Consider the following 21,798-nt stretch of genomic DNA (forward strand, 5'->3'; position numbering starts at 1 on the left):
TATGGATCTTACGAAGCAAATGATTTTGGGGGACGAGTTCTTCTAAACAAACGAATTCGTAGCTATTTTGCACATTCGAATTGGAGCGAAGCATGCAACCACCGCCTTGTTAGGATACTATATTATACCATATTAACGCGGTGAATAGATGAATAATGAAAACAAAAAATAGCCTGTTGAGGGTTTCTCAACAGGCTGACCCCTGCATGTTGTGATGTACAACATGCAGGGGTGTTCTTATTTTACTCCAGCCTACAAATGATGACTGATGCTAGTGCCTGTGCTTTTGCCGATGATCATATGCCTGACGGCAGTTGTCCAATCATTCACGGCTAAACGGCATATGTTATAGCAACATATCCGAAAGGAGTTGTTCACATGTCTTATTGTCCAACACCAGCGCCTATCGTTTGCCCACCGATTCAAATCGTAAAGCATCAATATTATCCAACGGTCGTTCCGGTAATTCACCCCATTGAAATCGTCAATCAATACCATGCTGTCCCTGTACCACACCATGTATTCCCGGTAAACGTTAAAGATCCTCAATGCTGCAATATCTCTTCGGCGAGTAGAAAAAGAAAGGGCCGTTAAGCCCCTCCATTACGTTAGCATATTTTTTCCACTTCATACGGCAATAAATAAAGCCTTGGGGGATCCAAGGCTTTTTAATGATGAGAAATCGTCAGTCTGGACAGCGGAGATTGTTCCCACAATTACCGCTCCAAAAGAAAAAGCCCTTAGCGCATACACGCCAAGGACCTTCACTCCGCCAAAGATATTCAATCTTAGTAAAGAGCCAAATACTGATCTCTTTCCCATTGGTGAACCTGTGTTCTGTACATATCCCACTCGATTTCCTTAAGCTCGTAGAAATAGGCAAGCGCATGGTCGCCCAAAGCGTCGGCAATGACCTCACTGCGCAGCAGCTCGCCAAGCGCTTCTTTGAGATCGGCCGGCAGGCTCGCGATTCCTTCCTCGACCAGCTCTTCTTCCGTCATCACATAAATGTTGCGGTCGATCGGCGCTGGGAGGGAAAGCTCACGTTTGATCCCATCCAGTCCCGCTTTAAGCATAACGGCAAGCGCAAGGTAAGGATTCGCAGCAGGGTCCGGATTACGAAGTTCGATGCGTGTGCTCAAACCACGTGAAGCCGGTATACGGATCATCGGACTGCGATTGCTTGCAGACCAGGCCACATAAGACGGAGCTTCATACCCCGGCACGAGACGTTTGTAAGAGTTCACGGTCGGATTCGTAATCGCCGCCATTGCGCGGGCATGCTTAAGAATACCAGCCATGTAATAACGTGCTGTCCGGCTCAGGCCCAGTTTGTCATTTTCATCATAAAAAGCGTTCTCATCACCCTGGAACAGCGATTGATGGCAGTGCATCCCGGAACCGTTTACACCAAAAAGCGGCTTAGGCATAAAAGTAGCATGCAGTCCATGCTGTCTGGCAATCGTTTTTACAACAAGCTTAAACGTTTGAATCTGATCTGCCGCTTTAATGGCATTGGCATATTTGAAATCGATTTCATGCTGCCCTGGCGCTACCTCATGGTGAGAAGCTTCAATTTCAAAGCCCATCTCTTCCAGAGTGAGTACGATTTCACGGCGGCAATTCTCGCCCAAATCCGTAGGTGCAAGATCGAAGTATCCGCCTCTGTCATTCAGTTCTTCGGTCGGATTACCTTTTTCATCGGTTTTAAACAGGAAGAATTCAGGCTCTGGTCCAACGTTCATGGACGTATAACCCATTTCCTCCGCTTCTTTCAGTACCTTCTTCAAAATGCCACGCGGGTCCCCGGCGAAAGGAGTTCCATCAGGCATATAGATGTCACAAATCAGACGCGCCACACGATTCTGGGTAACCCAAGGGAAAATGACCCAGGTGTCCAGATCAGGATAGAGATACATATCGGATTCTTCGATACGCACATAACCTTCGATCGAAGAACCGTCAAACATCATTTTGTTATCCAACGCCTTCACAAGCTGGCTCACCGGAATTTCAACGTTCTTAATCGTACCGAGCAAATCCGTAAATTGCAGTCGGATAAAACGCACGTTCTCTTCCTGCGCAATACGGAGAATGTCTTCTTTCGTGTAACTCAATGTAACCTCTCCTTTTATCTGTTATGTGTAGACGGTATTCAAAAGGATTTTACAGCATATGTCTGAGAAATGTCTCACTTATTATTAAAAAAACGCGAAAGCTCCCCTTGAATCAGTGAAACCTGCCCCGGGCGCTTACCCGCCACTAACTGCTGCTTCAGCAAACGGTGCAACTGCGTATCGGACAGTTCACGACGTTTGACCTCCGTATCTGCCGTGATCACGGTCGCTTCCTCGGACTCCTTGCTGACAGGGTTCATCACCTGCTTGATCCCTGCTATATTTACACCTTTTTCGATTAAAGCTTTAATTTCAAGCAGCCGCTCTACATCATTAAAAGAGAACAACCGCTGGTTTCCTGAGGTCCGTGCCGGAACAATCAAACTATGCTGCTCATAATAACGAATCTGTCTTGCAGACAAATCGGTAAGCTTCATCACGATCCCTATCGGGAATAAGGCCATATTTCTGCGAATTTCGTCACCCATCGTTCATCAACCTTCCAGTGATCTTTTCTACTCCCCCCATTGTACATTTACCTGATGTAAAATGTCAACGGCGTGTAAGGTAAACTCACAGTAAATTACGGTCCTTCATCGTCTGAAGTGCCTTCAAAACGCCAAATTTAACGTGCGAATAGGTCAAACCGCCCTGCATATAGCCAATATATGGCTCCCGGATCGGTGCGTCTGCAGACAGCTCAAGGCTGCCTCCCTGTATGAAGGTACCTGCCGCCATAATGACAGGATGTTCATAGCCTGGCATGTCCCATGGCTCCGGAACAACATGGCTGTCCACTGCGGCAGCCTTTTGAATCCCCTGCACAAATGCAATCAACTGCTCAGGTCCTACAAAGGACACGGCTTGAATCAGATCAGTGCGGTGCTCATCCCAGGCCGGCTTGCTTGTAAAACCGATGGCCTCAAACACAGCGGCTGCAAAAATACTGCCTTTCACCGCCTGTCCCACAAGCGTCGGAGCTAAAAACAAGCCTTGATATATGCTCCGTGTCGTCCCCAGCATCGCCCCGACCTCTGCTCCGATTCCCGGCGCTGTGAGGCGGTATGCGGCCAAATCCACATATTTTTTGCGTCCGCAGATATAGCCGCCGGTTTCAGCAATGCCTCCGCCCGGGTTCTTGATCAGCGAGCCTGCAATCAAATCTGCGCCTACATCGGTAGGCTCCACGGTTTCCGTAAATTCCCCGTAACAGTTGTCTACGAAGACGATTAGGTCACTGCGAATCGCTTTGATCCGCCGAACCATTTCCCCGATATCCGCAACGGAAAAGGAAGATCGCCAGTCGTAGCCGCGGGAACGCTGGATGCCGATGACCTTCGTCTCAGCAGTGATCGACGCTTGAACCTGCTCCCAATCGACTTGTCCATCCTTTGTCAGTGCCGTCTCACGGTAGGACACGCCGAAATCCTGGAGCGATCCCGTTCCATCCCCCGGCTTCCCGATTACTTTATGTAGCGTGTCATAGGGACGCCCTGTAATATACAGCAGTTCATCCCCCGGACGCAGCACACCGAACAGCGCCGTAGCGATCGTATGCGTGCCGGATGCAAAATGTGGACGGACCAGTGCTGCTTCCGCACCGAATACCAATGCATACACTTCATCAAGCACTTCTCTGCCACGATCATTGTAAGCATACCCAGTAGAGCCGGCAAAATGAAAATCACTCACCTGACGGCTTTGGAACGCCTCAATGACCTTCCATTGGTTGTGATCTACGATCTGGTCAATCAACTGTAGCCTGTCTTTAATCCTGGCTTCCGCTTCATCTCTAATATGCTCAATTTCTTCTGAAAATAAGGTCATTCCTTCTCTTGTCTCCTCTTCCTGCAATCCCAATACACAGGCTAAATAGAGCTGCAGGCTTATGTGACCTGCACCTAATTTAGCCTGTACACAAAGCTCTTCTTAAATTAACCTGGACACGCCATGGTATGTTAACCTTCTGTAAAGTTTCCCAAGACGTGACCATATTTTTCAAACTCTCCTGTTTGAATGCGAATCTCGTACAGCACGTCGTTCCCGTCATACTCGGTAGCGATCACATCACCGATCCGATACAGGACAGGGGTCAGATCGCCCCGCTCCGCTGGAATTCTGAAGCGTCTCGTTTCTCCGGTTACAGCGTCCTGCACCAGTTCCCGGATCCGCAGCAGATCCCCTTCATCAAAAGCGCTGATTTTCAGATATCCTTCACCGGAAGGCAGCATCTGCAACTGCTCTGGAGTGCAGGCATCCTTTTTGTTAAACAGGACAAGCTGTGGCTTATCAGCGGCACCCAGCTCCTCCAGTATGCTTTGCACAACCTTCATTTGATCCTCGCGCATATCTGAGGCGGCATCAACCACATGCAGCACCAGATCAGCCTCATTTACTTCCTCCAGCGTGGCACGGAATGCAGCGACCAGATCATGAGGAAGGTTTTGGATGAAACCGACTGTATCAGTAAGGACAACTTCTTTGCCGCTAGGCAGCTCCATCGTCCGTGATGTTGGGTCAAGCGTCGCGAATAGCTGATTTTCAATGTATACGTCCGCCGCTGTCAGCGATTTCAGCAACGTTGATTTGCCGGCATTGGTATAACCAACCAGGGCCACCTGTACAACCCCGCTCTTCTGACGGCGCTCTCTGTGCAGCCGCCGATGGCGTGTCACCTCTTCCAACTGCCGCTTGAGCTCGTCAATGCGGCCGCGGATGTGACGGCGGTCTGTTTCCAGCTTGCTTTCGCCGGGCCCCCGCGTACCGATGCCGCCGCCGAGGCGGGATAAATTTTTCCCCTGACCGGAAAGACGGGGCAGCAGATAGGAAAGCTGTGCCAGCTCAACCTGTATAATTCCTTCTCTAGTGTTGGCTCGTTGTGCAAAGATATCCAGAATGAGCTGGGTACGGTCGATAATTTTCATATCCAAGGTCAGCTCAAGATTACGCACCTGTGCTCCAGACAGCTCCTGATCAAAAATAGCCGTGTTGGCCCCGAGCGTTTCAGCAATGGCACGCAGCTCTTCCACTTTGCCTTTGCCGATAAACCATTTGGAATCCGGCGTTTCGCGGTTTTGGCTGAGCACCGTCAGTACTTCCACACCGGCAGTCTCTGCCAGCTTGACCAATTCATCTAGTGAATATTCGGGATTAATCCCGCTTCGCTTCACTCGATCCGTCACAAGACTGACCAGAACGGCACGATCCTGAACCTCGGTTTGGGTATCATAGGTAGAGTTCGCCATGAACGTCAGCTCCTTTATCGTCAATAGATCTTATCTCGTGCAGAAACCGACCTGAATACAGGCCGGCCTTCGGTAAAACTTCCATGGAGAATCCTATTATCGTCTATTTTCTCCCGATTTTCAAATCCTCCGGACGCAGCGTCATCAGCTCTAGCCTGCCCGGCTGCCCGTTCGCATATTGATTCAGCAGCCGCACCGCCTGATGACGGATCGACCTTTCGATCACATTGCGCACATAGCGGGCATTACTGAAAGCATGGAGGCTTTCCTCCTTGGCGGAGATCAAATGCTGCTTCAGTTTAAAAATCGTCTGCGGCATCAATATATAATCCCGTTCCTTGGCCATGAGCTCGCTAATTTGAATCAACTGGTCCACCGTATAATCAGGAAATTCAAGCTGCAGCGGGAAACGCGAAGGCAAGCCGGGGTTCGTGCTCAGAAAAAAATCCATCTCATCGCTGTAACCGGCAAGAATGAGGATAAACTGGTTTTTCTGATCCTCCATCGCCTTCACAAGCGTATCAATCGCCTCTTTGCCAAAATCCTTTTCCCCGCCTCTGGCCAAGCTGTAGGCCTCATCAACGAACAATATCCCGCCAAGCGCCTTTTTGACCAAATCCCTCGTTTTCTGTGCCGTATGTCCGATATATTCGCCAACCAGATCGGCACGCTCCGCTTCAATCAAATGCCCTTTATTCAGCACACCCATTCTTTGCAGCATCTTGGCCACGATCCGGGCCACCGTCGTTTTTCCCGTACCCGGGTTCCCTTTGAAGATCATATGATAGACGTGCGAACTGCTCAGCAGTCCGGCTTCCGAACGTATTTTTGCGATCTGCAGGAAAGCGTAAATTTCAAATACCAGCTCTTTAATATTGTCCAGTCCGACCAGTTGGTCCAGCTCTTTTTGAATCTCCTGATACAAGTTGTAGTAAGGCAGCTCTTTCACAGCCCCGGCTGCTTCGGCTTCAGGCGTGCTTAGAGGCTCCTGGCTGCGGATTACGACATTGATTTGTCTGGAAGGTCTCTCCTCCGACCGTTTACTGGCGGCTGTTCCCCGTCCGTTCATGCATCCATCACCTCGACATTTGTTCGGGCTTCGCTCCCTTACCAAATGTATTCAGCGCAGCATGTCCTTATTAGCATTTTGATTCAAGCTTGCCCCAGGATACGGTCAATCCGCCATTTCACATACGCCAGCACTTCGCGGGAATGGGATTTCCAGGGAGACAGCACCTTCGATTTGACAAGCGATAGCTGCGGCTCCTCATAACCGAGATATTCGGCCATTTCCAAAGCGCGCGGACCATGAAACGTGTGGGTGATGATAATGGCTGTAGCCCAACCGTGATCCTCCATAATACTCCGGCTGTAAAGCAGGTTTTCATAAGTGCTGGTCGCCTTGTTTTCAAGCAGTATATCAGCGGCCGGGATGCCTCTGTCCAGCAAATACTGCTGCATGCCTTGTGCTTCCGTGTACTTGAAGGTCGGGTCATCCAGCCCTCCAGTCAGTATCAGTTTGTTTACTTTTCCACTCTTATACTGCCGTAGCGCTTCCTCTAGCCTTTCCTGCAGCCCGGGGCTGGGTGAATCTCCCCACATGGAGGCTCCCAGGACGATACCAACATCCGCTGCTTTTAAATCCGGTGTGCTGGATGCGGTACTGATCGTCCACAGAAATGATGCTGTCCAAATCAGACCAGCCATAATAACAGATGCGCCTGCCATGAAAAAGATTTTTCTCATGCCCCTACCTTTCATTTGCGCTTGAACTCCCCGTTATGAAACCATTCTGCCCGGTGGCGCAGCGACATCTGAAAATAGGGAAATTTGTGCGCATCTATCTGCCGCAGCAGCTCCGCAGCCGTCCTGTTGGCCAACTGCGCTTCAGCAGCCGTTATATGTCCCTTCTGGAGAGCTTCCTGCAGTTCATCCTCATCCACAAGGAACACTTCGCCGTTGCCGAGAACGACAATGTCTAGGTACAAATCGTCAAACCACGGTACACCTTGGTCGGTTACCCCCTGACTGCGGCATGTATCGATATACCATTCCACAATCTGCTGCTTGTCATTAAACATGGCAGTCACTACAAAATGCGCATCCTTCGGATAATACTGCAGCCAGGAATAACCTTTGTCGGCAATGCAGAAGGTGTGGCTTCCGTAGGTTTTCCACAACGGCTCTTTCAAGCCCAGCATCGTGTACAGTGTGACATACCCGGTAAAAAACTCGCTTTGAACATATTTACAGGCAAATTTCCGGTTTGTGATTCGCCTCCAGTTTGCCCTGTCTCCGAATTTCCGTTTCATTGTAGACTGTCCTCTCCAACATTGGTAAATTCAGCTTACCATATTTGCAGAATACACTCAAAAGACTTCCATTTTATGGACAAACAAAAGCCACCTTTAATCATGCACTCCCCAAAAAAGAAGCCGGACCGCTGTTTTAAAAAAAACACCTGCGGCTGACAGCCGCAGGTTAACATAATTTATCATATGTTTATCTATTGTTTTCGTTGTCGTTTTCGTTCACTGAACCATTGCTCACACCTTGATTCTGATCCTGTGTCGCAGCATCCCCGGTGTCCGTTTCAACTCCTTGATCGGTACCATCCACTTGTCCACCCTCAGGAGCCTCTCCCTCAGAAGTTGGATCCTGGGTGTTGGAATCTGTCTGCCCCTCTGGAACGTCAGCATCTGTACCTGTACCTGCGCCTGTACCGTCACCGGCATCCTGGCCGGGCTGTGATGTATCTCCAGGAATGTTCTCTCCGGTACCAGACCCGTCACCAGGCTGAGTGCCCTGATTGCCCGGATCAACCGGAACGGTGCCATCACCGGGCGGTATCTCCTCTCCCCCGCCAGGCTGTTCTTCACCTTCATCCTGAGTATTTTCAGGTGGAGTCTGCGCCGCAATGGCAATCTGAATCGCATTGGATGGTTCGGATTCACCTTCCGCGTTATAGGCCGTCACATAGTACTCGTAGGTTGAGCCTTCCGTCGCATCGATATCTTCCGTATTGGTTACAGAAAGTCCTTCAATAACCGGCGTATAATTGGCCTCGGAGGCTTCCTTTCTATATACGCGATATTGGACATTCTCACCTTCCGCCGCATTCCAGGTAAGAGACACGATCTGTGTCTCCGGATTGTAGGAAGCGGACATCCCCGCAGGAGCGGACAATTTTACCGGCTCCTCAGGCTGCTGGACTTCAGTCTCAGGCAACCCCTCAGGCTTTTCAAAGTCCTGAACCGGCTCGCCTTCAAGCGCCTGGCTCATAACCTTGGCGAAGAATGCTGCCGCGAGCCCGGAGCTGTTCTTCAGCATATGGCTGCCGTCAGGCTGGTCGTACCCCATCCAGATGGCACCCGTATATTGAGGGGTATACCCCACAAACCATACATCACGGTTACTGTCATTGCCTTCAATACCACTCTGTGTCGTACCGGTCTTGCCCGCCAGCGGTCGACCGATGTCCGCGCGTTTGCCAGTGCCGCTGTTGACGACTTCCTGCATCATGTCCGTCATCTGATATGCAGTTTGCTCATCCATGACTTTTCTTGCATCGGATTTATGCTCATAAACGACAGTTCCCTCGCTGTTTTTGATCTGTTTGATCGAATAAGCGGACTGGTACTGGCCGCCGTTGGCAAACGCACTGTAAGCCTGCGCCATTTCCAGCGTGTTCGTGCCTTTGCTCATCCCCCCAAGCGCAATCGCGAGCGATTTGTCCTCCTCGGTCATCGTAATGCCGAGATTTTGGGCAAATTCATAGCCTGTATTCACGCCGATTTGGTTGAGCAGCCATACCGCAGGAATGTTTTCCGATTTGGTAATCGCATCCTGCATGCTGATGGTTGAAGAATAGCCGTGCAGGTTCGTCGGGCAATATTTACCGAAGCACTGTCTTTCATTGCTCAGCCGCGAATCGGACGTGAAGTTGCCTGTTTCCAATGCAGGGGCATAAGAAACAATCGGCTTCAGCGCCGACCCCGGCTGTCTGCGGCTCGCATTCGCCCGGTTAAAGCCCTTACGCTGGTAGTCCCGTCCGCCAAGAAGCGCGGCAATACTTCCGTTCTGATTGTTCATAATGACCATGGAGCCCTGCACCGGCTGATCGTCAGGGCTTTTCTCGAACAGATCATCGTCCTCGAAAGCCTGCTCAAGTGCTTCCTGGGCCTTTTCATCCATCGTCGTATAAATTTCGTAACCACCGACGTTCAAGTCGTCGCTGGTTAAATGGGTCGCTTCCTCGGCTTCATCCATAACGTAATCGATAAATGCCGTGTACTTCGTTTCGGAGGCCGGCGGCTCATAGTTATAATTTACAGCCTTCGCTTCGTCCATCTGTTCCTTCGTGATGTAACCCTGCTCGTACATGAGCGTCAGCACAACACCCCGACGCTCCTTGGAGTTCTCCGGATTGGAAAGCGGGTTATATTTGGAAGGCCCTTTTGGCAGTGCCGCCAATGTGGCCATTTGCCACAGTTTCAGCTCGTTCAGGTTGCTCTCTCCGAAATAATATTCGGAAGCAGCTTGGATTCCATAACGCTGATGACCGAAAAAGATCCGGTTCAGGTACAGCGTCAAAATTTCATCCTTCGTCATGTTGCGCTCCAGCGCTGTCGCGATGGACACCTCGGTCGCTTTACGGAAGAAGGTCTTGTCTCTCGTCAGGAACAGATTTTTGGCCAACTGCTGGGTGATCGTACTTCCGCCTTCTACAGCCGCCCGCGCAATCACGTCGCGCACCGCCGCACGTCCAATCGCCCATACGTCAACCCCCTGATGCTCGTAAAAGCGTTTGTCCTCGGTCGCTACAAATGCGTCCTTTAACAATTTCGGGATCTCTTCACTTTCAACAGGTTCACTCTTCTCAATGGAAAGCTCCCCCATCAGCTTGCCGTTACGGTCATAGATTTTGGAAGGCTCGTTGACCGTAATTTTGTCCAAGTTAGCTTGATACAGCTTTTCACCGTTAACCATGACATACAAATAACCTGCCAGCGCTACGATAATCGCAAGTGTCGCTGTAAAAAATAGCGTCCAGCCGACACGCTTTGCCGTAATTTTTTTCTTTTTGCCTTTCGGCTTGCCTGCGGCATTCTGTCGATTGCGATTACCGGATCTGGACAATGAATCGTTTGGCATTACCCTGACTTCCTTTCGCTGTTGCGTAATTTTCTCTCTCTCTGTAAACCAATGAGACCACCTAATGAAAAGAACAACCTCTATCAGGTTGCTCCGTATCGATTTCTATTCAACTAAACGAAATTTAGCACTCAAAAGTTTCCTGAAGAAGGGTCAGCTTTCGCTGCCGCCTTCCTGCTGCTGCATCAGGGAAACGTTCCGCTGCGGTGTAAATGTTGAAATGGCATGCTTATAAATCATTTGCTGCCGTCCATCGGAATCGATCACAATTGTAAAATTGTCAAAAGCTTTAATAGTCCCCCGCACCTGGAACCCATTCACCAAATAAACGGTAACGGGAATGCTTTCTTTGCGAAGTTGATTTAAGAACGTATCTTGGATGTTGATGGACTTGTTCATTAGTCGTACCCCCAATAATCATTTGAGTTGTTCTGAAATATATTCAAGATCTGTCCCGAACTTTCCTGCCACAATTTTCTTCATCTCATCGGCGGTTTCCGAAAAATGCGCAGCATTCGTCACATCAATCCACCGGATATCCCTCATGTGCCGGAACCAGGAAAGCTGCCGTTTTGCAAAATGGCGGGTATCTCTCTTCAATAATGCGACCGCGTCTTCAAGCGTTGCTTCCCCGCGCAGATAGGACGAAATCTCCTTATATCCCAAGCCCTGCATCGAGATGGCATCACTCTTAACTCCACGCTCCATCAAAGACGCCACTTCCTCAACCAGCCCTTGCCGCAGCATGCCATCAATACGGCCTTCAATACGGTTATATAGCATTTGCCTATCCATTGTCAAACCAATGATGCACAAGTCGTAGGGAGTTTCTTTTTTTTGATCCGCTATCAGGGAGCTGAAAGTCCTGCCGCTGACATGGTACACCTCAAGCGCGCGGATGACCCGGCGGAGGTCGTTTGGATGCAATTTGGCGGCACTTTCAGGATCCACAGCGGCTAAATTGGCATGAAGCGCCTCGTTGCCCTCCCGTTCCGCGTAAGAAAATTGTTCCTGCCGGAAAGCATCGTCCGCCCCGACTTCGGAGAATCGGTATTCATAGCAGACAGACTCCACGTACAAGCCTGTCCCTCCCACAATAAAAGGCAGCTTGTCCCTGGCTTGAATCTCGGGGATCAGCCTGCGGCAGTCCTCCTGAAATTCCGCGACCGAATAAGGGTATTCCGGCTCATGTATATCGATTAAATGGTGGGGAATGCCTCCCATTTCCTCTTCTTTAATTTTGGCGGTTCCAATGTCCATATGTCTGTAGACCTGCATGGAATCACCGGAAATGATTTCGCAATGAAAGGATCGGGCCATTTCAATGCTCAGTTGCGTTTTGCCGACCGCAGTAGGTCCGACCAACACAAGCAGCTTCGGCTTAGGTTGTACTGTCAATCTGAATCACTCCGTACACTGTTTTGGTTTGTCCGCGCTGTTCAACCTGGAATCCGAGCCGGCTGAATTCACTGCTCTGCCGCTTTTCTTTCATAAGCACGGTCTTTCTTGCCACTCTGCATGCCTCCTCTATGCTTTCCGCCTCCAGGGGAGCCGGATTGGCATAGGTCCGCAAGGGTCCTATCGCGCTTGAATCCACGACCGGGTCACGAAACATCGGGTCAAAATACACGATATCCATGCTGCGGTCCGGCAAGCTGCGGAGCACATCCAGATGATTGGCGTTTCTGACATGAACACGCTTAAAAGCCTCATCCACCTCAAGAACGCTGGAACGATAATACTTCATGCCTTCCATGAGTAAGGCGCATACCGGTCCGGAGCTTTCTATAGCCGTAACATGACCGGCCGGACCTGCAGCGACGGAAAACACCAGAGAATCGGCTCCCATGCCCGCAGTGCAATCCAGAACGGAATCACCCGGCTGCAGCCTGGCGGCCGTCAGCATCGGATCCGCTTCTCCCTTTAATACCCGTCTCGCACGGATATATCCCATGCTGGGATGAAACTCCAGGGGAGGGCGTCCCGGACGGATCAGCCGCACTCCGTCTTGTATAAGCACTAAAACGTCGGATGCCCCGCACCGTTTCGCCAGCATGGCGACGGAAAGGCGACCGCGTGGAATAAAAGGCGCTCCGGTAGCGGCCGACAGCTCCTCTGCTCGTTCCAGCGTTGCTGCGCCGGGTGAATCACCTGTAGTTATGATAAAACTGGTATTGGTTTGTTGTATCGACACTTGTTTTATATGCTCCTTATATTACATCACTCGTTTGAACAGCTTCTCCAAATCATAGGTAGAGAAGGAAACAACGATCGGACGGCCATGCGGGCAGGTATAGGGCTGCTTACACTGAGCAAGTCGCTGCAGCAGCACACCGGCCTCTTGTTCGCTGAGCTTTTGATTGGCTTTGATGGAAGCGCGGCAGGAACACATGATGGACGATGCCTCGCGCAGCTTGGCCAGATCAATCGTTTTCTCCTGCAGCACCCAATCAGCCATCTCTTCAATCACGTCATTCTCCTCCCCTTTAGGAAGCCAGTAAGGGTAAGAAGTCACCCGGAACGTCTGTCCGCCAAAATGCTCCAGATGCACACCCGCCTGCTCAAACCAATGCAGCTTGTCCTTCAGCTTCTCCGCATCAGACGGAGTGAATTCGAGCGTAATGGGCAGGAGCAGCTCTTGGGACGCCGCCTCGGGATTACCAAATTTCTCGTAGTAATACTCATAATTAATGCGCTCATGGGCTGCATGCTGATCGATTAGATACAGGCCGCTGTCATTCTGCGCAATCAGGTACGTTCCATGATGCTGTCCGATCAGACTGAGCTCCGGAAAATGAGGAATTTCAGGCGCGGCTCCCCGCAAAGCCTGCTCTGCCGCCGCAAACTGCTGCATTTTACGCACCTCTTCCGGTTTGTAGGTTCTGGCAGCAGTCTCACGGACACCAGGCAACCGTCCAGTGAACCGACTTCCGTCCCGCTCAGCAGTTTGTGAAAGGGTCGGCGGCGCTTCACTAGTGGCTTCATTAGATACTTTATAAGACGTGACAGGCTGACGTTCGGGAAGCAACGCAGGAGAAGCCTCATTCTCCGATAACGGAGAAGATGCCGGCGCATCCAAGTCCTCATCTGCCGCATAGACAGCCCGTTGACGCGATTCGGCAGCCTCCTGCTCCTTCGAGAAATGAAACTGCTCCTGAATGATGGCTTTGCTCTCTTTGCTGCCGATCTCGCGTTTGACCGCCTTCGGGATCAGCACCTCCTGCCGCAGAGCCGATCTAACCGTCTCCTCCACAAATTGATAGAGCTCCGCCTCCTTGCTGAACCTGACCTCAAGCTTGGCCGGATGCACATTCACATCCACCAGCGATGGGTGCATGTCCAGCCTGAGCACGGTCAGCGGATAGCGGTTAATCGGCAGCAGCGTATGGTAGGCCTTCAAAAGCGCCTGATTCAGTCCGAAGCTGCGGACAAAACGTCCGTTGATCACCGTGGAGATAGCGCTGCGGCTTGAACGCGTCCATTCCGGCTTGCTGATAAATCCGCTGAGCCTGTAGTCCAGACTTTCGCCTTCCACGGCCAGCATCGCTTTGGCGGCGGATGTGCCATATACGGCGGCGATGACCTGCAGCAGATCGCCGTTGCCCAGTGTCTGCAGCAGCACATTGCCGTTGTGGCGAAGCGTAAAAGCGATCTCCGGATGAGACAGCGCCATCCGGTAGAGCACGTCTGAAATGTGTCCAAGCTCCGTCTGGATCGTTTTCATATATTTCAGTCTTGCAGGTGTATTGTAAAACAATTCACGGACCGCAAAATCGGTGCCCTGCTGTGCGGCGGCATCTTCGTTGGACACCAGCCTTCCGCCTTCGATGACGATGCGCCGGGCCCGCCCGTCATCACTTGCGGATGTAAGCACCTCCACCTTGGCAACTGCCGCTATGCTGGGGAGGGCCTCTCCCCGGAAGCCAAGGCTTGTAATCTGAAACAGATCCCGGCTGTGCTCAATCTTGCTGGTGGCATGCCTGTAAAACGCCGTCTCTACATCCTCGGGCTCGATACCGCCGCCGTTGTCTGTGACACGAATGCTTGCCAGTCCACCTTCTTCAACCATGACATCAATACGTGAGCTGCCTGCGTCAATCGAGTTCTCAAGCAGCTCCTTTACCACGGAAGCAGGGCGTTCAACAACCTCACCCGCCGCAATCTGGTTGGCTATATGTTCGTCCAACACTTTGATTTTCGCCATGACGTTCTCCCTCCCCGTCCGGATATAATAAGTTGTTACAAATCAACTACGCCATGCTTCAGCTCGTTCAGCAACTGCATCGCCTGCAGCGGTGTCATATTCATGACATCTGCCTGTTTTACCTTGCGGATGATGTTCATAACCGCCGGATCTACGACCGCCGCAGGCTGCTCTGAAGCGGCCTTATGACCAGCCGGCTCCACTTCTTCACTGAACATCGACAGTTGTACAACCGTTTCGTTCACCTGATTGCCCACAATATGCTTTCGATCAGATGCATGCTGCCAAACGGCAGCATGCATCTCCTGCGCTTCCACCACCGCTTCCCCAGCAGCGGCCTCCACTCCGGCTGTCACTTGCGCCGCCGCCTGCTCAAAGCCTGTCAACAATCCGTTGGCCCGGTTAATGATCACATCAGGCAGTCCCGCAAGTCGGGCACAATAGATGCCGTAGCTGCTGCTGGCGGCTCCCGGAATAAGCTTGCGCAGGAAATTCACTTTGTCCCCACTCTCCTGCACGGCCATGGAATAGTTGCATAAGGAACCCAGACTGTCCTCAAGATGGGCAAGCTCATGAAAGTGTGTGGATACAAGCGCCTTACAGCCGATTTTGTCATGTACATATTCGATGACCGCCTGGGCTATGGCCATTCCTTCACTGGTTGACGTGCCCCTGCCTAGCTCATCGATAATAATCAGGCTGCGTGCGGTCGCTTTCTCCGTCATAACCTGAATATCCGCCATCTCCACCATGAAGGTGCTCTGCCCCCCAATCAGGTCGTCCGCTGCCCCAATACGCGTAAAGATACGGTCCAGGATCGGCACTTCAGCCTTTGCAGCAGGGACAAAGCAGCCGATTTGCGCCATGATGGCAATCAGCGCAACCTGCCGCATGTACGTGCTTTTGCCGGCCATATTCGGCCCGGTAATTAGCAGAATCCGGGCGGCTGCCTTCTCCAGTCCAGTGGCATTCGCAATAAAGCCTCCGTCCTTCATGACAGCTTCCACGACAGGATGCCGCCCCTGCTCCACCTTAAAGTCATAACCATCCGTGATCTCCGGCTTCACAAACCCGCGCTCCGCGCTGACGGAAGCCAGCGACTGGTACACGTCGATCTCGGCCACCTGCTCGGCCAGCTTTTGCAGCCGTTGGATGTCACTGTTCAGCTTTGCTCTTAAATCGCTGAACAAGCTGTATTCCAGGTCGACCATCTGGTCCTCCGCCTCCAGGATCAGCGTCTCCTTCTCCTTCAGTTCAGGCGTAATATACCGCTCTGCATTCGCCAAAGTCTGTTTGCGCTCATATCTGCCTTCAGGCAGAGCAGAAATATTCGATTTAGTGACTTCAATATAGTAACCGAACACTTTGTTGTAGCCGATTTTCAGGGACCGGATTCCCGTTACTCCCCGCTCCTTCGCTTCCAACTCAGCAATCCAGCGCTTGCCGTTGACGCTCGCTTCCCGCAGCTCATCAAGCCGCTGGTGATAACCGGGCTTGATGAGCCCACCTTCGCGCACTGACACAGGCGGTTCATCCGCAATCGCCAGCTCGATTTCGCTGCGCAGGTCCGCGCATTCATCCATGGAATCCGCAATATGGCGCAAGGTGGCCGAGGGAGACTCGCTGCAAAGCTGCTTCAGCTCCGGAATGCGCACGAGCGACAATTTAAGCGCAAGCAGATCACGGGCATTGGCATTGCCGAAGGCAATGCGGCCAACGAGCCTTTCCAAATCATAGATATCCTTAAGCTGTCCCCGCACATCTTCCCGCAGAATGAACTGGTGATACAGCTTGTCCACCGCTTCCAGACGCTCTTCTATCGCACTGCGGGACAGCAGCGGCTTGTCAATCCATCTCCGCAGCAGCCTTGAGCCCATGGAGGTCTCTGTACGGTCCAAGAGCCATAACAGTGAGCCTTTTTTGGAACGCTCGCGCACGGTCTCCACCAGCTCCAGATTCCGGCGCGTGAACGGATCCAGAATCATAAAATGGTTCGGCTCGTAAGTTGAAATGCTGGTAAGCTGTCCGAGCGAGCGCTTCTGTGTTTCGTGCAAATAGGCAAGCAGCCTGGATACACAGACACGCCGCTCTGTGCTTGTCCGTGCCCATTCGGCCTCTCCAAACTGCTGCCGCACAAGATCATCCTTCGCTTTGTCCCAGGCCGTATAGACGACCTTGCGTCCGGTCACCGGGTTTCTTGCAGCAACAAGATCAAGCAGCCTTCCGTCCCCAATCATTTCGGAGGGCTCGTAAATGTTAACTTCATCCATCAGCCATTCCTCGGAATATGGCGCCGAAGTCAAGTAAAGCTCTCCTGTGGACAAATCGCAGGCAGCCAGAGCCAGCATGCCGCTGCTCTCCGTTATACACACCATATAATTGTTGGAGCGGTCGCCCAGCGCTTTCCCCTCCATAACGGTGCCTGGCGTGACCACACGCACAATTTCGCGTCTCACCATGCCCTTGGTGACAGCCGGGTCATCCATCTGCTCGCAGATGGCGACCTTGTAGCCTTTTTCAATCAGCCTTTGAATATAATTCTCGGCAGAATGATAAGGAACGCCACACATCGGTATTTTTTCGTCCCCGCCACCTTCCCGTCCGGTCAGTGTGATTTCCAGCTCCTTCGCCGCCAGTACGGCATCGTCGAAAAACATCTCGTAAAAATCGCCGAGCCTGAAAAATAAAAAGGCGTCCTGTGCCTGTGCTTTTACATTTAAATACTGCTCAATCATCGGCGTGTACTTAGCCATGTCTACCCCCATAAACTTACTCTACTTATAAAATCAGCGAATTTTGTTGTCTGTATCGAATCCTCGAATCTTTATTATACCAAAAAAGCCTCCTCACATCATGGGCTGTATGGGAGACCCCATAACGGGCGGATATCCCGGTTCTCGTCCCAGACCGCTCTGCCGCGCAGGCAGCGGATAAACGGGTCGGTATATTCTCTGTATTCATCATAAGAAGACAGGCTCTCGATATCCTTCAGGAGCGGGGGCAGAGCCTGATAGAGCGTCGGCTTATCTCCTTTATAAAAGGCTTCGTGCATATCATCCTCCTGTAGTGGACGCTGCAGCAGCTCCTTATAGTGACGGGCGATCAGATAGGCAAATCCGATTACCCCTTTGGCCAGCAACGGGGACACTAGAAAGCTGGGGAGCGTACGGTATTCGAATCCCCCGTGAGACTTGCGACGGAAGTCCCCCAGCGTACCGTATCGCGGGCGACGTATTTGCGTCCGCTGATCCTCAAGCAGGGCTACCGGAAGCGCAAGGTAATTGTCCAGCACCCGCAGCAGCTCGGGGCTGAGGGGAACTCCGCTGAAATGCAGATGACCACCGAGCGGCAGCCCGCGCTGCGGCATGCTTCCAGCCTGCCAGATCAGCGACCTATCCGTAATGCGTCGGGAAGCGAACGCCATCGCCTTCCATAAGTGACGCAGAAGACTTGATGGCTCTGGACTTGGTTCAGGCCGAAGCTCCGCCACCGGAAAGAGCGTTCTCCCGCGCCGTGATACGGCGTCACAGCCCGCCTCCCCTTTCCTGTCAAGATATTTGGAGGCTGGAACCACCCTTTTGTCCGGCAGCCTCACAAGCAGAAATTCAGGATCCATACCGATCATTGGCGGCCCTCCTGCCGGAAGCATCTCCTTGTCTATCGCAAAGGGAGCAGCCGATATTTCGGAATCATACAACTCGGTCAAGCGGCTGTCTCCGCGCCAAGGCTCCGGTCTCACACGCGCAACAGCGTATCCTTCGTTTCGGGCAGGCATCAGCAGAATTTCACCGCTATCAAGCCCAAGGGTATACAGGCTGCGCACCGCCAGCCTTTCCAGGCGAACCTGCAGCAGAGAGCCTACGGCCGGCTGACTGTTCATGTTCGGGTGAGCAGCGATACCGGTTCCGATTCTGCGGATTTCCAGCGCTTGAAGCTGCTTCACCTGCACAGCATAACCCACTGTAAATGTATCCGAAGCGGACGGAACGGCCAGCATTTCAGCAATCCCGGTCCGGTTCAATCTCCGGCATTGCTCACGGATAGACATATTTCTAAATACATCCGGCCAATGATCCGTTTTCTGCATGCCGCCTGAGCCTCCTTATACCGGGCTATCGCCCGAAAATAAAAAAAGAGGGCATCAGCCCTCTACATTGCTGCAGCCCGTGCATATGATGCTGCATAAATCCAAAACAATCCCGTTTACAGTTCGTCATCGAGAAGATCCAAATCAAGGTCTTCGAAGTCTTCTTCTCCCGAGGCGTACTCATAATCCTTTTCTCCATGATCTCCGCAACTGTCGCACACCAGCACGCACACCTTGGTCTCGGCAACCAATTCTACTGCAAACTCGCGCTCAACGCGGATAATGACGCTGCCTCCACCGGAAGAGACACTGGCTTCGACACAGCTTGGTTCCTGCGTTGCCTCCGCAGAAACCTCCACTGTTGACTTCCTGTGCTTCGAATCCAGATAGGAGAGGCCCACCTGCTCAACGTAGGATACCGTTTCTTTAGCCACGTCGGTCTGGGAGTTGTTATCATAGGAATACCAGATGTTGATATGGTAAGTTCCAACAATCTCAATCCCTTCACCGGCAGAAACCGCTTCATACTGGTGGTTGATAACCCAGGCCCCCAGAATGCTTGTCGGATTATTTGGCGGAGTCACGGTATGAGTTACGGTAGAGAATTTGCGGCCTTTACCACAGACCGCCTTTGTTATGATCTCTCTACATTGCTGTTTATGACTCAATGACATTTTGAACCTCCTCCATACAATCATTCACTACATGTGTATGCAGGACATGGGCGAATGTTGAGTAAATAGACATAGAGAAAATGATATTATTTGTATGAGCCTGAGGCCTGCAGGTTGTTCGAAATAATTATTTATATGCGCGACCAGATGCAGTTATGATTGCAGCCAAGCTGAAAGATGCAAATTTTAACACAGCATCCATATTTGGACATACGAAAAACACCGCTGGCAAGCAGCGGTGTTCTTTTGTCTTACCTCTTAATCTTTTTTTACCTAAAAAATCATACCAGAATTGACGCAACACGCACAAAAAACCGCAACTTACTCTGCTGAGAAACTGTTCTATGCTCCTTATCTTACGCTTCTGCCTGCCGCACTTCCATCGGAGCCGGTGCCTTGTCCTTCTTAGCAATTTTCAGATACTGCGACAGTTCACGGCTAAGCTGCAGAATGGCTGATCTGATCTCGAACTCCTCGCGCGTGGCGGGCAGCTCCATTTCCTTGAATTTCTCGTCCACTTGCTGCAGCAGCTTCTCGGTGCGTCCTGTGTAGTGCTCCGTAACGACGTCAACGCTTAACTGCTCAAACAGCTCCGCAACCAGCGCGGCCTGCGGCATATGGAGATACATTTGCGATATCAGCTGCATCATATTCTGAATCGAGTCCAACTGCTGTCTGCGCATGTAAAAATAGACCTTCCAATCCTCCCGCGGATGCAGCACCTGATTCTCAAGCGAGCGCCCGGCTTCACTGATGCCCTTCGTTATGGCCTCGTCCGCAGCAATGATTTCACTCCCGTCCCAGTCATACACAGGTTGCCTCAGCGTTTGCGCAATACGTGTAAAGATCACCGAAAAAGTCTGATCGATATGCTGGCGAATTTCCAGCATCGTATTGTCCGTGCGCGGCATATACGCCAAATTAACGACCATGGCAGAGCCAAGACCAATCAGCAGCAGCCACAATTGGGTCAGCAGCACCTCCACATCGATAATTCCCTCGCTGAACACGCGAAAAACGACAACCGATCCGGTGACAATCCCTTCCTTGAAGCCAACCTTAACGATAAACGGAAAAGCGGTTAATATATACAGGGCCAATACCCAGTAATGAAAACCGAACACATCGAATAAAACGCTGGCAAACAGCAGCCCCAGCACAGAAGCAAAAAAACGCGCCGATATTGTCCGAATGCTTCTTTTACGGGTGACATCCACGCCAAGAATCGCGAGCAGTCCTGCAGATGTAGCTCCGGACACACCAAGCCTGTCCGCGATAAGCACCGCCATCAGTGCTGCGATCGCAGTTTTAATCACACGAAAGCCCATGAAAAAATTTCGCCCTTCCCTTGAAAACTGGTTGATTTATTTTCATCATACCTTACTTTAGGGGCTACCGTAAACAAAGGGGGCGGACAATTCCCATGACAAAGAGCGGCCGGCTGCTGCGGGCCATGCCCTCAGTCTCCGGTCGCCTTTTTGCCAAGCTATCATTGATGTCTTCCTGATAAAAGCCGACGCTCCATATAAGCAACCCCCTGATACATTAAAGCCGCAATGATGGAAATCAGCAGCAGGCTTGACATGACAAGCGTAAAATTGAACACCTGAAAACCGTAAATAATCAAATAGCCAAGCCCGGCCCGGGCCGCCAGAAACTCGCCGACAATGACCCCGATCCAAGCCATGCCGACATTAACCTTCAACGTGGATATGACGGCCGCAAAAGAGGCGGGCAGCACGACCTTCTGAAATTCGTCCCGCTTGCTTCCGCCGAAGGACCGGACCACTTTAATATAGTTAGCATCCACCTCGCGGAAGCTGTTATATACAACAAGTGTAGTAATAATGATGATGATCGACAATGTCGTCATCAGGATCGCGGTAAAACCCGCCCCGAACATTACAATAAAAATCGGGCCAAGCGCCACCTTGGGCATACTATTGAATACGACCATATAAGGATCAAGCACCTTGGAGAGAAACGGAAACCACCAAATCAGAATGGCCAGCCCTGTCCCAAGCAGCGTGCCCATTACAAAGCCGACAGCCGTCTCACCAACGGTGACCGCCAGATGGCCCCATAATTCCCCGCTGACGGCATCCCCATAAATTTGCCTGAATACTTTGCTTGGATAGCTGAAGAGCAGCACGTCAATCCAGCCGCGTCTGCCCGCCAACTCCCAAAACAGAAAAGAAGCGATCAGAATCGCCAACTGAACCGCGCGCACCCGCCATTTGGCAGCCCGGTTGCGACGCTTGTATTCCTTATGAATGGACTGCATCCAGGCATGCGTTTCCGCTCCCGTGCCTATATT

Annotated in this window: 17 protein-coding genes; all 17 read right to left on the reverse strand. The window is 51.5% G+C overall.

All coding sequences use genetic code 11. The annotated features are described in order from the left end of the window. Positions 1 to 788: 788 nt before the first annotated feature. On the reverse strand, positions 789 to 2,117 hold the full coding sequence (gene glnA, locus OIN60_RS07055) for a type I glutamate--ammonia ligase (protein WP_305754157.1): 1,329 nt from the start codon (positions 2,115 to 2,117) through the stop codon (positions 789 to 791). 74 nt (positions 2,118 to 2,191) lie between these two features. Continuing rightward, a complete protein-coding gene (locus tag OIN60_RS07060) occupies positions 2,192 to 2,605 on the reverse strand; it encodes a MerR family transcriptional regulator (RefSeq protein WP_305754158.1) in 414 nt (137 codons plus the stop codon). Positions 2,606 to 2,690: 85 nt separating this feature from the next. Then, positions 2,691 to 3,944 carry a methionine gamma-lyase family protein gene (locus tag OIN60_RS07065; protein WP_305754159.1) on the reverse strand — a complete coding sequence of 418 codons (1,254 nt, stop codon included), beginning with the start codon at positions 3,942 to 3,944 and terminating at the stop codon, positions 2,691 to 2,693. 131 nt (positions 3,945 to 4,075) lie between these two features. Beyond that, positions 4,076 to 5,362 (reverse strand): GTPase HflX, encoded by a 1,287-nt coding sequence (hflX, locus tag OIN60_RS07070; protein ID WP_305754160.1) that lies wholly within the window; start codon positions 5,360 to 5,362, stop codon positions 4,076 to 4,078. 103 nt (positions 5,363 to 5,465) lie between these two features. Continuing rightward, a complete protein-coding gene (locus OIN60_RS07075; protein ID WP_305754161.1) occupies positions 5,466 to 6,431 on the reverse strand; it encodes an AAA family ATPase in 966 nt (321 codons plus the stop codon). Between the two features lie 83 nt (positions 6,432 to 6,514). Continuing rightward, positions 6,515 to 7,108: a YdcF family protein gene (locus tag OIN60_RS07080; RefSeq protein ID WP_305754162.1), complete on the reverse strand. Its 594-nt coding sequence runs from the start codon at positions 7,106 to 7,108 to the stop codon at positions 6,515 to 6,517. Between the two features lie 11 nt (positions 7,109 to 7,119). Further along, a complete protein-coding gene (locus OIN60_RS07085; RefSeq protein WP_305754163.1) occupies positions 7,120 to 7,674 on the reverse strand; it encodes a ribonuclease FAU-1 family protein in 555 nt (184 codons plus the stop codon). A gap of 190 nt (positions 7,675 to 7,864) precedes the next feature. Continuing rightward, complete coding sequence (locus OIN60_RS07090; protein ID WP_305754164.1) at positions 7,865 to 10,516, reverse strand: penicillin-binding protein 1A; 2,652 nt, start codon at positions 10,514 to 10,516, stop codon at positions 7,865 to 7,867. Positions 10,517 to 10,669: 153 nt separating this feature from the next. Further along, a complete protein-coding gene (gene hfq, locus OIN60_RS07095; RefSeq protein WP_305754165.1) occupies positions 10,670 to 10,915 on the reverse strand; it encodes an RNA chaperone Hfq in 246 nt (81 codons plus the stop codon). 18 nt (positions 10,916 to 10,933) lie between these two features. Then, positions 10,934 to 11,914, reverse strand: coding sequence for a tRNA (adenosine(37)-N6)-dimethylallyltransferase MiaA (gene miaA, locus OIN60_RS07100; RefSeq protein ID WP_305754166.1), 981 nt, complete (start codon positions 11,912 to 11,914; stop codon positions 10,934 to 10,936). Then, positions 11,898 to 12,710 (reverse strand): class I SAM-dependent methyltransferase, encoded by an 813-nt coding sequence (locus OIN60_RS07105; protein ID WP_305754167.1) that lies wholly within the window; start codon positions 12,708 to 12,710, stop codon positions 11,898 to 11,900. The genes miaA and OIN60_RS07105 overlap by 17 nt, the downstream gene beginning before the upstream one ends. A 21-nt stretch (positions 12,711 to 12,731) precedes the next feature. After that, positions 12,732 to 14,720 carry a DNA mismatch repair endonuclease MutL gene (mutL, locus tag OIN60_RS07110; protein ID WP_305754168.1) on the reverse strand — a complete coding sequence of 663 codons (1,989 nt, stop codon included), beginning with the start codon at positions 14,718 to 14,720 and terminating at the stop codon, positions 12,732 to 12,734. A gap of 35 nt (positions 14,721 to 14,755) precedes the next feature. After that, the gene (gene mutS / locus OIN60_RS07115; RefSeq protein ID WP_305754169.1) at positions 14,756 to 17,473 is read right to left on the reverse strand and encodes a DNA mismatch repair protein MutS; all 2,718 of its coding nucleotides are present in this window, start codon (positions 17,471 to 17,473) and stop codon (positions 14,756 to 14,758) included. A 98-nt stretch (positions 17,474 to 17,571) separates the two neighbouring features. Beyond that, positions 17,572 to 18,807 (reverse strand): putative amidoligase domain-containing protein, encoded by a 1,236-nt coding sequence (locus OIN60_RS07120; protein WP_305754170.1) that lies wholly within the window; start codon positions 18,805 to 18,807, stop codon positions 17,572 to 17,574. A 116-nt stretch (positions 18,808 to 18,923) separates the two neighbouring features. Then, positions 18,924 to 19,481, reverse strand: coding sequence for an outer spore coat protein CotE (gene cotE, locus OIN60_RS07125; RefSeq protein WP_305754171.1), 558 nt, complete (start codon positions 19,479 to 19,481; stop codon positions 18,924 to 18,926). A gap of 356 nt (positions 19,482 to 19,837) precedes the next feature. Beyond that, positions 19,838 to 20,809 (reverse strand): aromatic acid exporter family protein, encoded by a 972-nt coding sequence (locus OIN60_RS07130; protein WP_305754172.1) that lies wholly within the window; start codon positions 20,807 to 20,809, stop codon positions 19,838 to 19,840. Between the two features lie 161 nt (positions 20,810 to 20,970). Beyond that, the gene (locus OIN60_RS07135) at positions 20,971 to 21,765 is read right to left on the reverse strand and encodes an ABC transporter permease (protein ID WP_370872447.1); all 795 of its coding nucleotides are present in this window, start codon (positions 21,763 to 21,765) and stop codon (positions 20,971 to 20,973) included. Positions 21,766 to 21,798 lie beyond the last annotated feature (33 nt).

The organism is Paenibacillus zeirhizosphaerae (assembly GCF_030705605.1).
Lineage (GTDB): Bacteria > Bacillota > Bacilli > Paenibacillales > Paenibacillaceae > Paenibacillus > Paenibacillus zeirhizosphaerae.

Bases quoted from the DNA above. Each gene is read 5' to 3' on its own strand.
- OIN60_RS07060 (WP_305754158.1), bottom strand. From the start codon at position 2,605: ATGGGTGACGAAATTCGCAGAAATATGGCCTTATTCCCGATAGGGATC.
- OIN60_RS07065 (WP_305754159.1), bottom strand. From the start codon at position 3,944: ATGACCTTATTTTCAGAAGAAATTGAGCATATTAGAGATGAAGCGGAA.
- hflX (WP_305754160.1), bottom strand. From the start codon at position 5,362: ATGGCGAACTCTACCTATGATACCCAAACCGAGGTTCAGGATCGTGCC.
- OIN60_RS07075 (WP_305754161.1), bottom strand. From the start codon at position 6,431: ATGAACGGACGGGGAACAGCCGCCAGTAAACGGTCGGAGGAGAGACCT.
- OIN60_RS07080 (WP_305754162.1), bottom strand. From the start codon at position 7,108: ATGAGAAAAATCTTTTTCATGGCAGGCGCATCTGTTATTATGGCTGGT.
- OIN60_RS07085 (WP_305754163.1), bottom strand. From the start codon at position 7,674: ATGAAACGGAAATTCGGAGACAGGGCAAACTGGAGGCGAATCACAAAC.
- OIN60_RS07090 (WP_305754164.1), bottom strand. From the start codon at position 10,516: ATGCCAAACGATTCATTGTCCAGATCCGGTAATCGCAATCGACAGAAT.
- hfq (WP_305754165.1), bottom strand. From the start codon at position 10,915: ATGAACAAGTCCATCAACATCCAAGATACGTTCTTAAATCAACTTCGC.
- mutL (WP_305754168.1), bottom strand. From the start codon at position 14,720: ATGGCGAAAATCAAAGTGTTGGACGAACATATAGCCAACCAGATTGCG.
- mutS (WP_305754169.1), bottom strand. From the start codon at position 17,473: ATGGCTAAGTACACGCCGATGATTGAGCAGTATTTAAATGTAAAAGCA.
- OIN60_RS07120 (WP_305754170.1), bottom strand. From the start codon at position 18,807: ATGCAGAAAACGGATCATTGGCCGGATGTATTTAGAAATATGTCTATC.
- cotE (WP_305754171.1), bottom strand. From the start codon at position 19,481: ATGTCATTGAGTCATAAACAGCAATGTAGAGAGATCATAACAAAGGCG.
- OIN60_RS07130 (WP_305754172.1), bottom strand. From the start codon at position 20,809: ATGGGCTTTCGTGTGATTAAAACTGCGATCGCAGCACTGATGGCGGTG.
- OIN60_RS07135 (WP_370872447.1), bottom strand. From the start codon at position 21,765: ATGCAGTCCATTCATAAGGAATACAAGCGTCGCAACCGGGCTGCCAAA.